This window comes from Sagittula salina (genome assembly GCF_017813235.1).
Classification (GTDB): domain Bacteria; phylum Pseudomonadota; class Alphaproteobacteria; order Rhodobacterales; family Rhodobacteraceae; genus Sagittula; species Sagittula salina.
Window position 1 is genome coordinate 107379 of record NZ_JAGISH010000005.1, and the last position, 12599, is coordinate 119977.

The following is a 12599-nucleotide window of genomic DNA, read 5'->3' on the forward strand; positions in this document are numbered from 1 at the left end:
TCCTGGTTGACCCGGTTTGCGGGCTTGCCGGGCAGGAACCGCATTGCCGCCCGGATTGCAAGCGGATTCCGGGCGGTCCCTCAGGCGGCGGTTTTCCGGATGCGCTCGATCATGGCGCGCAACCCGTTGGACCGCTGCGCGGAGAGGTGTTCGTTCAGACCCAGCCGCCCCAATTCCGCGCGGGCGTCGATCGCCGCGACCTCCGCCACCGGCACGCCGTCATAAAGCCGGTGCAGAAGCGCGATCAGCCCCTTTACGATCATCGCATCGCTGTCGCCCTGGAAGTGAAATACGCCGCCCTCGGGCGCGATGTGCAACCAGACCTGGCTGGCGCAGCCCTCTACCCTGGTCGCGGGCGCTTTCAGTGCGTCCGGCATGTCGGGCATCGCCTTGCCCATATCGATCACCATCCGGTAACGGTCTTCCCAGTCCTCGAGGAACTCGAAATCTTCCACAACTTCTTCGAATGCCGCCTGCGCCATGGTCCGTCTCCTTTTGTCCCCCCGAGGTAAGCGGCGCGGGCCCGAAGGTCCAGAGACCGCGCAGGCTTTTCAAGCGCGCCCCGATGGGGTAACCGTCAGGCAAGAAAATGCGAGGCACGCGATGCAGACACCGATCACTGTCATGGTTCTTTCGGCTTTGGTCCTGACCAGCTGCGGCACGGTGCGCGAGTCGCGCTTCAACCCGATGAACTGGTTCGGAAGCAGCACGACGGTGCGCGCCGACATCCGCCCGGATCAGGAGGGTTACAACCCGCTGATCCCGCGGCGACAGGAATCGATCTTCCGCCAGTCCAAGGTGGAAACCTACGCCGGTATCGACGTCGATGACGTGACCGAACTGCACGTCGAACGCCGCCCCGGCGGGGCACTGATCCGCGCCGTGGGTGTCACCCGTTATCAGGGCCCCTACGCTGTCAGACTGGTGAAGCTGGATGACGAAAGCGACGCGGGCACGCTGACCTACGCCCTAAGGGCGGAGCAGTATCGCGGCCCCGTCGGTCCGGTTGCCGCGCGCACGGTGACGGCGGCGGTCTGGGTGACGGACAACGAGCTGGCCACCGTCTCGACCATCCGCGTCAAGGGCCGCAACAACGTACGCAGTTCGCGCCGCTGATCGGCCCCCATTGCGGTAGAACCCGTCCATTCACGGTGATAAGCCGCGCCGGAACACCACACCCGTCCCGGCGCCCGGCCTTCAATCCAGGTCGATGACCTCGACGTGCTTGCCCTTCGCCGCCAGCGCGATCTTGCCCTCGCACAAACGCAGTGCGTCATCTCCGAAGACCTCGCGCCGCCAGCCGCTCAGCGCCTGGACATGCCGCTGCCCCGCCGCGATGGCATCGAGGTCGGTCGCCGGCGCGATCAGCTTCGAGGCCACGCCGAACTTCTCCGTCTTGGCCTTCAGCAGCACCCGCAGCAGGTCGGCCAGCGCCGGGTTCACCTGCAGCCGGTCGGGGCCGTCGTCCACCTTCGGCAGGTCCTCCTTCGGCACAGCCAGCCCGGCCTGGACCGCTGCCAGAATTCCGTCCGCGATCGCGCCCTTGCGCGCCTCCCGCAGCAATAGCCGCGACCGCCCGAGGTCATTGGCATTGGCGGGCTTGGTCGAAGCCAGCTCGACCAGCGCGTCGTCCTTGAACACCCGGTTGCGCGGCACGTTCCGCTCCTGCGCATAGGTTTCGCGGAACGCGGCGAGTTCGCGCACGATGGCCAGGAAACGCTGGCTGTTCGACCGCGTCTTTATCCGCTGCCAGGCCTCGGCCGGCCGCGTGATGTAGGTCTCCGGATCGGTCAGCACGCCCAGTTCTTCCGCCACCCAGCGGGCGCGGCCGGTCTCCTCCAGCTTCTGGCTGAGGAATTCGTAGATCTGCCGCAAGTGCGTCACATCGGCCAGCGCGTAGGTCTTCTGCGCGTCGGTCAGCGGGCGGCGTGACCAGTCGGTAAAACGGCTCGACTTGTCCAGCGGTTGCTTGGCGATCTTCTTGACCAGCGTCTCGTAGCCCACCTGTTCGCCGAAACCCGCCACCATGGCGGCCACCTGCGTATCGAACAGCGGCTGCGGAATCACCCCGTGGTCGATAAAGAAGATCTCCAGATCCTGCCGCGCCGCGTGAAACACCTTCACGATGCTCTCGTCCCGAAAGACATCCAGCAGCGGCTCCAGCGACAGCGCGCCAGCCAGCGGATCGACCAGAACGGCCGGACCGTCACGCCCCGGCAGCGCCAGCTGGATCAGGCACAGCTTCGAATAATAGGTCCGCTCGCGCAGAAACTCGGTATCGACGGTGATATAGGGTTGCCCCTTGGCCTTCGCGCAGAATTCGGAAAGCTCTTCGGTGGTGTAAATCGTCTGCATTCGCAGGGTATTCCGTTCTTGTTGGCATCGCGCGGCGGATTTCTCCGCATAGCCTATTTCGACGGGAGGGGAAATGGAACCTCCCACGGATGGCCGGCCACGGCCGGTCACGACCGTTTTCGACCGCTCAGGGCAGGTAAAGCGGATCGCGCTCCCCCTCGACAAAGCGGCGCAGGCAGGCGGGATAGAGCCGGTGCTCCATCGTCAGAACCCGCGCGGCCAGCGTATCCGGTGTGTCGCCCTCCTCCACCGGCACGCGCCCCTGGCCCAGGATCGGCCCGTCGTCCAGCACGGGCGTCACCTCGTGCACGGTACAGCCCGCCTCCCGGTCGCCCGCCTCCAGCGCACGGGCGTGGGTGTGCAGCCCGGTATACTTGGGCAGCAGAGACGGATGGATGTTCAGCATCCGCCCGCGCCAGCCATCTACGAATCCCGCCGTCAGCACGCGCATGAACCCCGCAAGGCAGATCAGGTCGGGCCGATACGGCGCCAGCGCCTCTGTCAGCGCGGCCTCGAATGCGGCGCGATCCTTGCCAAAGGGCCTGTGATCCACCGCCACGGTGGGCACGCCCATCTCGCGCGCACGCACCAGTCCACCCGCCCCCGTCTGGTTCGACAGCACAACGCAGGGGCGCGCCGGGTGGTCGCCGGTCATGCTTTCGACCAGCTTGACCATGTTCGACCCGCCGCCCGAAACAAAGATCGCCACCCGCGTCATGCCCTCGCCTCCGGCCTGTCGAGGCTCCGGCCGTGACTCAGGCGGAGTATCGCGCCGGATCTCTGGCCGGATCTCTGGCCGCATCTCTGGCCGGGCATCGCGCCGAGGCCCTTCGTCTCCGCCCGCAGTCACAGCGTGCCGCTGTAGCGCACGCCCTCGCCCGGCACGACGGTGCCCAGACGATGGACCGTCTCGCCCTCCGCCGCCAGCAGCGCCTCCAGCGCCTCCGCCCGACCGGCGGAAACGACGCAGATCATGCCGATGCCGCAGTTGAAGGTCTTCAGCATCTCCGCCTGCGCGATACCGCCCACGCCACGCATCCACTGGAACACGCCGGGCAATTCCCAGCCATCAAGGTCGATTTCCGCGCCCAGACCCTCTGGCAGGACGCGCGGCAGGTTTTCGGTCAGGCCGCCGCCGGTGATATGCGCCAGCGCATGCACGCCGCCCGCACGGATCGCCGCCAGCGCCTGCTTCACATACAACCGCGTCGGCGTCAGCAGCACCGCGCCAAGGCTTCCGTCCGCCCAAGGGCAGTCCGCGTCCCAGCCAAGCCCGGAGCGTTCGACCAGCTTGCGCACCAGCGAATAGCCGTTGGAATGCACCCCGTCAGAAGCCAGTCCCAGCAGCACGTCGCCCGCCACCACGCCCTCGGGCAGCGCCGTACCGCGTTCCATCGCGCCCACGGCAAAGCCCGCGAGATCGAAGTCGCCCGCCGGATACATCCCCGGCATCTCCGCCGTCTCGCCGCCGATCAACGCGCAGCCGGACCGTACGCAGCCTTCCGCGATCCCCTCGATCACGCGCGCGGCGCTTTCGGTCTCCAGCTTGCCGGTGGCAAAGTAATCGAGAAAGAACAGCGGCTCCGCGCCTTGGCAGACCAGATCGTTGACGCACATGGCGACAAGGTCGATACCGACGCCCTCGAAATGGCCGGTGTCGATGGCGATGCGGAGCTTGGTGCCCACGCCGTCGGTTGCGGCGACCAGAATCGGGTCGTCATAGCCCGCGCCCTTCAGATCGAACAGCGCGCCAAAGCCGCCAAGGCCAGAGGCCACCCCGGCCCGGTTGGTGCGCTTCGCGGCGGGCTTGATCCGCTCGACAAGCGCGTTGCCCGCGTCGATATCCACGCCTGCCGCCGCGTAGGTCAGCCCATTCTTGCCGTCGCTCATCTCGCTCTCCGAAGCTCTGGCCGGGGGGTCGGCCAATTCGTTGCGCCGCGCTTACCCCAAAGGCACGCAGGCTGCAACGCGCCAGCGCGGCGCGGCGACCCCCAGATCGCGGGGAATCGAAACCGCGCAGGCCCACGTCACCACCGATCCCGGTTGGCACGGCCTCTCCTACCGCTCACGGCTCGTACCGGTTCGCGCCAATCCAAGCTGGCCCGCTTTTGCTCACACCTCAGCATCCCGTTCCGCTTGACGCGCTGCCTTCCCCCGCCTAATCACACCGGCACGGTGGGCCTGTAGCTCAATTGGTTAGAGCAGGGCGCTCATAACGCCTTGGTTGGGGGTTCGAGTCCCTCCGGGCCTACCAGACGATCCCACCGGATTGTCCCTGACTGGTGGCGCACCCCGCCGTCCACGCTCCGGGCATTTCATGCAGGATGAAGCCCCTCGCCGCCCGCATGTACCGGGCGCCCCAAATGCTCCAAGGCATCCGCCCCGACAATGAACAAAATGGGAACGGGACACGGGGAAATTCCTTTAGACCGGGTTAACAATGGGCCGTCAAGCTATTGAAAACAAACCGGTTCCTGAATGTCCCATGCTGGGACAGAAAAAACCCCGGCCCAAGGAGCCGGGGCTATTTTTCGGCACAGGCGCGGCGTCAGCCGTTGGCCTTGGCCACGGCCCGTTTGGTCAGGACCTTGACGAGATGGGCGCGATAATCGCCCGACCCGTGCAGGTCAGAAATCATGTCCGCCCCCGATGGCGCTGCCAGCCCCTCGACCGCACCGGCCGAGAAATCGCCCGCCAGTGCCGCCTCGGCTTCGCTCCAGCGGAAGACCCCATCATTCGAGGCCCCCGTCACCGCCACGCGGACGCCACCCGCGCCTTTCGAGACATAGACCCCCACCAGTGCGAACCGCGACGCAGGCTGCTGGAACTTGATGTAGGCAGCCTTCTCGGGAATCGGGAAGCGGACGGCGGTGATGATCTCGCCCTCTTCCAGCGCCGTGGTGAACATGCCCTGAAAATAGTCGTCCGCCGCGATCTCGCGGCTGTTGGTGACGATGGTGGCCCCCGACCCCAGCGCCGCCGCCGGATAGCAGGCGGAGGGGTCATTATTGGCGATGCTGCCGCCGATGGTGCCCCGGTTGCGCACGGCAGGGTCCCCGATCTGACCGGCAAGCTCGGCCAGCGCCGGGTAGGCACCCGCCTCCGCCGCGACGGTGGCGTGGGTCGTGCCAGCGCCGATGGACAGCGTGCCGCCTTCGGCGGAAACGCCCTTCAGGTCCGCGATGGCCGAGAGACTCACCAGCACCGAGGGCGAGGCCAGGCGCTGTTTCAGGGTCGGGATCAGGGTCTGCCCGCCGGACAGCGCCTGCGCATCCTCCTGGCCAAGCGCCGCGACAGCATCCGCCACCGACGTCGGACGTGCAAAGTCAAATGAATACATCGTTCTTCCTCCTCGGAACCGCGAAGCGTCCCCGGCTTCTCTGGTTCCCAAATACCTTCGGGGGGTCCGGGGGGCAAACCGCCCCCCGGCGCTCTCCACTCAGGACTGCATGGCAGCCCAGACGCGCGACGGCGACACCGGCATGTCGATATGCTCGACGTTGTGGCCGCCGGACCGCAGCGCGTCGATCACCGCGTTTACCACCGTCGGCGGAGAGCCGATGGCCCCCGCCTCGCCGCAGCCCTTCACCCCCAACGGGTTGTGTGTGCAAGGCGTCTGGCAGGAATGGTCGACGATGTAGTTCGCCAGGTGCGGCAGGTTGTCGGCGCGCGGCATGGCGTAGTCCATGTAGGACGCCGACAGCAACTGGCCGTTCTCGTCGTAGGCGCAGTTCTCCAGCAGCGCCTGGCCGATGCCCTGGGCGATGCCGCCGTGCACCTGGCCTTCGACGATCATCGGGTTGATGACGTTGCCGAAGTCATCCGCCGAGACGAACTTCTCTATGGTCACCGCACCGGTCTCCGGGTCGACCTCCACCTCGCAGGCATAGGCGCCCGCCGGATATGTGAAGTTCGCCGGATCGTAGAAGGCGGTTTCTTCCAGGCCCGGCTCGATGTCCTCGAGCGGATAGTTGTGTGGCACGTAGGCGGCGAGTGTCACGTCGCCCCAGGCCACGGACTTGTCCGTACCCGCAACCGAAAACTGGCCGTCCTTCAGCTCGATGTCAGCCTCGGAGGCCTCAAGCAGGTGGGCGGCGATCTTCTTGGCCTTGTTGATGATCTTCTCCGTGGCGCGGACCATGGCGGACCCACAGACGGCGAGCGAGCGCGAGCCATAGGTGCCCATGCCGAAGGGGATCTTCGATGTGTCGCCGTGCACGATGTCGATCATGCTCTCGTCGATGCCCAGCATCTCGGCCACCACCTGCGGGAAGACCGTCTCGTGGCCCTGGCCGTGGCTGTGGGCACCAACCAGAACCGAGATCGAGCCGGTGGCGTTCACACGCACCGTGGCCGCATCATACAGGCCCGCACGCGCGCCCAGCTGACCCACGAGGTTCGACGGCGCAATGCCGCAGGCCTCGATGAAGCAGTTGACACCCAGACCGCGCAGCTTGCCTTTCGCCTCGCTCTCCGCGCGGCGGGCGGCAAAGCCGGGGATGTCCATCAACTCTTCCATCTTGTCCATCGTGGCGACGTAATCGCCGGTGTCGTACTCGACCGCCACGGGGGTCGCGTAGGGAAAGGAGGTGATGAAGTTCTGGCGGCGCAGCTTAATCGGGTCGACGTTCAGCTCGCGCGCGGCCTTGTCGATGATCCGTTCCAGCTGGTAGGTCGCCTCCGGGCGGCCGGCGCCGCGGTAGGCGTCGACCGGCACGGTGTTGGTGAAGACCGCCTTCACGTTCACCTGCACGGCGGGTGTCCTGTAATTACCCGCCATCAGCGTGCCGTGCAGCCAGGTCGGCACCGAGGAGGCGAAGGTGGACAGGTAGGCGCCCATGTTGGCGTAAGTGTCGGTGCGCAGGCCGACAAAGTTGTTGTCGGCGTCGAGCGCCAGTTCAATCTTGGTCACGTGATCGCGGCCATGGGCGTCGGACATGAACGCTTCGGTGCGTGACGACGTCCACTTAACCGGGCGGTTGAGCTGGCGCGCGGCGAAGGTGCAGAAGGCCTCTTCGGCATAGTGGAAAATCTTTGTGCCGAAGCCACCGCCCACGTCGGGCGCAACCACGCGCAGCTTGTGCTCCGGAATGCCGAGGACGAAGGCGCCCATCAGCAACCGGATGACGTGCGGGTTCTGCGAGGTGGTGTAGAGCGTCGACATGTCATCGGCGCGGGAATATTCACCGACCGCCACGCGCGGCTCCATCGGGTTCGCGACGAGGCGGTTGTTCACCAGTTCCAGCGTGGTCACATGCGCGGCACCGGCGAAAGCCGCGTCGACATCGCCCGTTTCCGAGCCGAACTGCCAGTCGTAGCAGAGGTTGTCGGCGATGTCGTCGTGAACCTTGGTGGCGCCCGGTTGCAGCGCGGCCTTCATATCGACGACCGGGGGCAGTTCCTCGAGGTCTAGTTCGATCGCCTCGGCGGCATTGCGTGCCTCTTCGAGGCTGTCTGCCACAACGGCGGCAATCGGGTCGCCGACGTGGCGCACCTTGCCCTGCGCCAGCACCGGGTGTGGCGGCTCCTTCATCACTTCGCCGTTCTTGTCGGTCACCTGCCAGCCGCAAGGCAGCCCGCCGATGCCTTCGAAGTCCTTGCCGGTAAAGATACGAACCACGCCGGGCATCGCCGCCGCGGCCTGCGTGTCGACCGCTTTGATCTTCGCGTGCGCCACATCGGAGCGCAGGAAATAAACATAGGCCTGGTTGTAGACGTTGATGTCGTCGGTGTAATTGCCGGCGCCTGTCAGGAAGCGTACGTCCTCGCGCCGCTTCTGGCTTGCGCCGATGCCATGATCCTTCGGCATGTCATTCCTCCCTGGGGGAAGGCGGGATCATACCCGCCTGAAATCGGTTGCTCGGCGCGCGGGTCCGGGCCTCCCCCCGGATGCCGCGCTCCGCGGAAATCACTCGGCCGCGACTGCAGGCACATCCTGACCGGAGGCCGCCAGAATGGCGCGGACGATATTGTGGTAGCCGGTGCAGCGGCAGATGTTGCCCTCCAGGTGGTGGCGCACCTCGGCCTCGCTGGGCTTCGGATTGTCCTTCAGAAGCGCTGCCGCCGCCATCACCATGCCGGGAGTGCAGAACCCGCACTGGAGCCCGTGGTATTCCTGGAATGCAGCCTGGATCGCGTTGAGCGTACCGTCAGCGTCCGCCTGCCCCTCGATGGTCGCGATCCGGGCACCGTCGGCCTCGCCCGCGAACATGGTGCAGGCCTTTACCAGCTTGCCGTCGACGTGGATGTTGCAGGCCCCACACTGCGAGGTGTCGCACCCCACATGGGTGCCGGTCAGCCGCAGCTCGTCGCGCAGAAACTCGGTCATCAGGGTATTGCCCTTGACCGATTTGGTGACGGTCTTTCCGTTTACCGTCATGGTTACTTCTGCCATTGCTTTCCTCCCTGGAAACTCATCGCTTCGTGCGGCCCGCCCCGTCCCGGACGCAGCCGCGAAATGCATCGGGTCTCAGCCCGTGATCTTCTTGAACCAGCCCTTCTTTTCGGGTCCGCCTTCTGCGTCAGCTTCGGCCGGTTCCTTCGGGCCTTCAACCGCGTTCTGGAAGTTCTCGAAGAACTGATCGGCCATCTTCTTGGCAAAACCGTCGATGATCCGGCTGCCGAGCTGCGCCAGCTTGCCGCCGACTTTCGCCTCGACGTCGTAATGCAACTCCGTACCGCCCTCAACGGCGACAAGACGCACGTTCGCCCCGCCCTTGGCAAAGCCCGCCGCGCCGCCCTTCCCTTCGCCCGAAAGCGTCAGGGCATTCGGCGGGTCCATCTCCGACATCGTGACCTGCCCCTTGAAGGTCGCCTTCACCGGCCCGACCTTCTGCACCACCGTCGCCTCGAAGCCCTCATCGGCAGAGCCTGACATTTCGGTGCAGCCGGGCACACAGGCCTTCAGAACCTCCGGGTCCAGAAGTGCGGCCCAGACGGCCTCCTGGGGGGCGGCGATCGTTCGGGAATCGCTCATTTGCATGGGTTTGTCCTCTCTGTTCGGCGCCAGCCTAGGCGCGGGCCCCGGTGGGGGATATTAGACCAATGGATGATTTTACCGAACCGGCCGGGTGCGCGTGAGAAACGCTCGGCCCCTCCATTCCGGTGGGCATGGCGGACGGCAAGGCCCCCAAAGCGACGCAGGGCCGCACCGCACGCGGGCAAGCGGACACGGCGAACACGATTCCGGAACTGTTCCTCCCCATCCTCCCCATGCGATCCTCCCCAGGATACCGGAACGGCCCCCGCCCGGTTCGGCGGATGCCATGGCTATCAGTGTGCCGCCCGAGGGCAGTCGTCAAGCCCCGAGCCGCGCCGGGCGCAGGCCTCATACCTCAGTCGTGCTTGCAACCCGACAGACCACGCGGTCTTGTAGCGCCATGTTGACGGTCAGCGATCTTTCCTTTTCCTACGGTGCCAAGCAGGCGCTGGATGGCGTGAGCTTCACCGCCCGGCCCGGTCGCTTTACTGCGTTGCTCGGTCCCAATGGCGCGGGCAAGTCCACGCTCTATGCCCTGCTGACACGGCTTTTCACCACGCCCACGGGGCAGATCACCGTGGCGGGACACGACCTTGCGCAGGCACCAAGGCAGGCGCTGGCCGCCATGGGGGTGGTGTTCCAGCAACCCACGCTGGACCTCGATCTGACGATCCGGCAAAACCTGTCGTACTTCGCCGCGCTGCACGGGCTATCCGGACGCGACGCGGCGGTGCGCATTGACGCCGCGCTGGACCGGCTGGCGATACGTGACCGCGCGGGTGAGAAGGCGCGCGCCCTGAATGGCGGCCACCGGCGCAGGACCGAACTGGCCCGCGCGCTGATCCACCGCCCGAAAGTCCTTCTGTGCGACGAGCCGACCGTGGGACTGGACGCGCAAGCGCGCGCGGCGATCACCGACCACGTGCACGACCTGGCCGAAGACGGTCTGACCGTACTCTGGGCCACGCATCTGACGGACGAAGTCCGACCCGGCGACGATCTCCTGCTTCTTCACCACGGCCGTCTGCGCGCCGAAGGCCGGACCGAAGAACTGACCGGCGGGCAGCCGCTTAAGGACTGGTTCCTGTCCCGCACAGACGTGCAGGTGGAGGCAGGCACATGATCCGCCGATTTCCGGCCTTCCGCGCGATCGTCACCCGCGAGGTGTTGCGGTTCGTTCACCAACGCGAACGCTTTCTCGCCGCGCTCGTGCGACCGCTTGTCTGGCTGCTGGTCTTCGCCGCGGGATTTCGCGCCGCACTGGGGCTGTCGATCATCCCGCCCTACGAGACCTACATAACATATGAGACCTACATCACCCCGGGCCTCTGCGGCATGATCCTGCTGTTCAACGGGATGCAGACGTCGCTGTCTCTCGTCTATGACCGTGAAATGGGGTCCATGCGGCTTCTTCTGACCGCACCGCTACCTCGATGGTTTCTTTTATTTTCAAAACTTTGCGGCGCGACTTTCATCGGAATTCTGCAGTGTTACGCGTTTCTCGTCATCGCGGGACTTTTCGGCATCGACCACCCGCCGCTGGGCTATCTCACCATCCTGCCCGCGCTGATCCTTGCCGGGTTGATGCTTGGGGCACTGGGGCTGGCCATCTCGAGTTTCATCAAGCAACTGGAGAACTTCGCTGGCGTCATGAATTTCGTGATCTTCCCGATGTTCTTCCTGAGCTCCGCGCTCTATCCCCTTTGGAAAATGAAGGAATCCTCCGAACTCCTGTACTGGATCTGCGCTGTGAATCCATTCACCCATGCTGTGGAACTGATCCGCTTCGCGCTCTACGTCAACTTGTCGCCCATTGCGCTGCTCTGGACACTTGTGGCCGGAGGGCTCTTCACCGCCCTGGCGCTCTGGGGGTATGATCCGGCGCGGGGAATGATCCGCAAGCGTGGCTGAGCGGCAGCGGTCCATCGCGTGCGAAACCCCCGCTTTTTGTCTTGTCCGGTCTTGCCACGCCTACCCTCACGCGAATAGCGATTTTCCTGGAACCGGACCTGATCGAGAGGCCGGGTTGGAGGTTAGCCATGTCTGAAGCGGTCATCACCAGCGCCGTCCTCTCGGGCCGTTTCCCGCGTGCGCGGCTGGCGGTTGCGGCGGCCTTTGCGCTGAACGGGGCGCTACTGGGGGCGTGGGCCGCGCGCGTACCCGCCGTGGTGGCAAAGCACGACCTGAGTGAGGGCACGCTGGGTCTGATGCTCCTGATGATGGGGTTGGGCGCGCTTGTGTCCTTTCCGGTGGCGGGCCGCATGGCGGACCGGCGCGGCGCATACCCGGTGACGCGGGTTCTGGCGGCGGTCTACGTGTTCAGCATCGTGCTGGTGGGGCTGGCGCCGACGCCGGTCCTGCTGGGCGCTGCACTGTTCCTGTTCGGCATCGGCCATGGTGCCATGGACGTGACGATGAACAGCTGGGCGGCGGAGGTGGAGCGCGGCATGGGCCGTTCGGTCATGTCTTCCTTCCATGCCATGTGGTCGCTGGGCGCGGGGCTCGGCGCGGGCGGCGGCTGGCTTGCCACACGCGTCGACCTGCCCGTCGCCGAGCATTTTCCGCTGGCCGCGCTCGCGGTCGCGGCGATCTTTGGCCCGGTGATGCGGGTCAGCTGGGTCTCGCTCCGGACGGCGCAGCCGGCGGGCAATCCGGCCTTCGCCTTCCCGAAGGGCGCGCTGGTGCTGGTCGGGCTGATCGCACTGTCGGCCGGTCTGGGCGAAGGCGCCGCCGCAGACTGGAGCGCGGTTTTCCTGACCGACATTGTGCACACCACGCCGTCAGTCGCGGCATTGGGATATGCAGTCTTTTCGCTGGCAATGGTGGCGATGCGGCTGAACGTCGACAGGCTGATCACGCGACACGGGCCTGTGGCAGTGGCGCGGTTCAGCGGACTGGCGGCGGCGAGCGGATACCTGCTGGCCTTGGGCGTGGCCACCCTGCCCGCGACATTGGCGGGCGTCATCCTGATGGGCATGGGCTACGCGGCTGTGATCCCGCTGGCGTTCTCACGCGCGGCTGCGGACCCTGAGGTACCACCGGGACAGGCTATCGCCTCCGTGGCAACGCTGGGATATGGCGCGATGCTGATGGGGCCGCCTGCGATCGGCTTCGTGGCAGAGGCGACCTCGCTCAGGGTGTCGTTTGCACTCGTGGCGCTGATGGCACTGCTGGCGGCGGCGCTGGCACCGGTCTTGAGACGCTGAGGCCCGGTCCGGCGCAGTCGGATCATGCCGCGAGGGAGGATCTTAAGTCAAAAGATCCT

General features: G+C 66.0%; 12 protein-coding genes and 1 tRNA gene. 5 read left to right on the top strand and 8 right to left on the bottom strand.

Features of this window, described 5'->3' with window-relative positions:
- Positions 1-80 precede the first annotated feature (80 nt).
- Positions 81-482: a SufE family protein gene (locus tag J5474_RS10315; protein ID WP_209360829.1), complete on the bottom strand. Its 402-nt coding sequence runs from the start codon at positions 480-482 to the stop codon at positions 81-83.
- Between the two features lie 121 nt (positions 483-603).
- On the opposite strand from J5474_RS10315, the gene J5474_RS10320 reads away from it, so the two are divergent.
- Positions 604-1116 carry a hypothetical protein gene (locus J5474_RS10320; protein WP_245216382.1) on the top strand — a complete coding sequence of 171 codons (513 nt, stop codon included), beginning with the start codon at positions 604-606 and terminating at the stop codon, positions 1114-1116.
- 81 nt (positions 1117-1197) lie between these two features.
- Here the strand turns inward: J5474_RS10320 and rnd are convergent, their stop codons facing one another.
- From rnd to purM, 3 genes are all read right to left on the bottom strand, one after another.
- Complete coding sequence (gene rnd, locus J5474_RS10325; protein WP_209360830.1) at positions 1198-2355, bottom strand: ribonuclease D; 1158 nt, start codon at positions 2353-2355, stop codon at positions 1198-1200.
- Positions 2356-2482: 127 nt separating this feature from the next.
- Positions 2483-3073, bottom strand: a complete 591-nt coding sequence (gene purN / locus J5474_RS10330) for a phosphoribosylglycinamide formyltransferase (RefSeq protein WP_209360831.1) — start codon at positions 3071-3073, stop codon at positions 2483-2485.
- A 128-nt stretch (positions 3074-3201) separates the two neighbouring features.
- Positions 3202-4245, bottom strand: coding sequence for a phosphoribosylformylglycinamidine cyclo-ligase (gene purM, locus J5474_RS10335; protein WP_209360832.1), 1044 nt, complete (start codon positions 4243-4245; stop codon positions 3202-3204).
- 287 nt (positions 4246-4532) lie between these two features.
- Between purM and J5474_RS10340 the strand changes: the two genes are divergently transcribed.
- Positions 4533-4609: transfer RNA gene (locus tag J5474_RS10340), tRNA-Ile, on the top strand.
- A 294-nt stretch (positions 4610-4903) separates the two neighbouring features.
- Here J5474_RS10340 and J5474_RS10345 read toward each other — a convergent pair.
- The 4 genes from J5474_RS10345 to J5474_RS10360 all read right to left on the bottom strand — a co-directional run bounded on the left by J5474_RS10345 (position 4904) and on the right by J5474_RS10360 (position 9337).
- Positions 4904-5695, bottom strand: a complete 792-nt coding sequence (locus tag J5474_RS10345; protein WP_209360833.1) for an FAD binding domain-containing protein — start codon at positions 5693-5695, stop codon at positions 4904-4906.
- Between the two features lie 99 nt (positions 5696-5794).
- Positions 5795-8164: a xanthine dehydrogenase family protein molybdopterin-binding subunit gene (locus tag J5474_RS10350; RefSeq protein ID WP_209360834.1), complete on the bottom strand. Its 2370-nt coding sequence runs from the start codon at positions 8162-8164 to the stop codon at positions 5795-5797.
- Between the two features lie 99 nt (positions 8165-8263).
- On the bottom strand, positions 8264-8749 hold the full coding sequence (locus tag J5474_RS10355) for a (2Fe-2S)-binding protein (protein ID WP_209360835.1): 486 nt from the start codon (positions 8747-8749) through the stop codon (positions 8264-8266).
- A 75-nt stretch (positions 8750-8824) separates the two neighbouring features.
- Positions 8825-9337 (bottom strand): SRPBCC family protein, encoded by a 513-nt coding sequence (locus J5474_RS10360; protein ID WP_209360836.1) that lies wholly within the window; start codon positions 9335-9337, stop codon positions 8825-8827.
- A 397-nt stretch (positions 9338-9734) separates the two neighbouring features.
- Here J5474_RS10360 and J5474_RS10365 point away from each other — a divergent pair, with 397 nt between their 5' ends.
- From J5474_RS10365 to J5474_RS10375, 3 genes are all read left to right on the top strand, one after another.
- Positions 9735-10457: an ABC transporter ATP-binding protein gene (locus J5474_RS10365; RefSeq protein ID WP_209360837.1), complete on the top strand. Its 723-nt coding sequence runs from the start codon at positions 9735-9737 to the stop codon at positions 10455-10457.
- The gene (locus J5474_RS10370; RefSeq protein ID WP_209360838.1) at positions 10454-11245 is read left to right on the top strand and encodes an ABC transporter permease; all 792 of its coding nucleotides are present in this window, start codon (positions 10454-10456) and stop codon (positions 11243-11245) included. The genes J5474_RS10365 and J5474_RS10370 overlap by 4 nt, the downstream gene beginning before the upstream one ends.
- A gap of 128 nt (positions 11246-11373) precedes the next feature.
- Positions 11374-12540: an MFS transporter gene (locus tag J5474_RS10375; protein ID WP_209360839.1), complete on the top strand. Its 1167-nt coding sequence runs from the start codon at positions 11374-11376 to the stop codon at positions 12538-12540.
- The last annotated feature ends 59 nt before the right edge of the window (positions 12541-12599 follow it).

Coding starts and splice junctions, on each gene's coding strand:
- J5474_RS10315 (WP_209360829.1), bottom strand. CDS start 482: ATGGCGCAGGCGGCATTCGAAGAAGTTGTGGAAGATTTCGAGTTCCTC.
- J5474_RS10320 (WP_245216382.1), top strand. CDS start 604: ATGCAGACACCGATCACTGTCATGGTTCTTTCGGCTTTGGTCCTGACC.
- rnd (WP_209360830.1), bottom strand. CDS start 2,355: ATGCAGACGATTTACACCACCGAAGAGCTTTCCGAATTCTGCGCGAAG.
- purN (WP_209360831.1), bottom strand. CDS start 3,073: ATGACGCGGGTGGCGATCTTTGTTTCGGGCGGCGGGTCGAACATGGTC.
- purM (WP_209360832.1), bottom strand. CDS start 4,245: ATGAGCGACGGCAAGAATGGGCTGACCTACGCGGCGGCAGGCGTGGAT.
- J5474_RS10345 (WP_209360833.1), bottom strand. CDS start 5,695: ATGTATTCATTTGACTTTGCACGTCCGACGTCGGTGGCGGATGCTGTC.
- J5474_RS10350 (WP_209360834.1), bottom strand. CDS start 8,164: ATGCCGAAGGATCATGGCATCGGCGCAAGCCAGAAGCGGCGCGAGGAC.
- J5474_RS10355 (WP_209360835.1), bottom strand. CDS start 8,749: ATGGCAGAAGTAACCATGACGGTAAACGGAAAGACCGTCACCAAATCG.
- J5474_RS10360 (WP_209360836.1), bottom strand. CDS start 9,337: ATGCAAATGAGCGATTCCCGAACGATCGCCGCCCCCCAGGAGGCCGTC.
- J5474_RS10365 (WP_209360837.1), top strand. CDS start 9,735: ATGTTGACGGTCAGCGATCTTTCCTTTTCCTACGGTGCCAAGCAGGCG.
- J5474_RS10370 (WP_209360838.1), top strand. CDS start 10,454: ATGATCCGCCGATTTCCGGCCTTCCGCGCGATCGTCACCCGCGAGGTG.
- J5474_RS10375 (WP_209360839.1), top strand. CDS start 11,374: ATGTCTGAAGCGGTCATCACCAGCGCCGTCCTCTCGGGCCGTTTCCCG.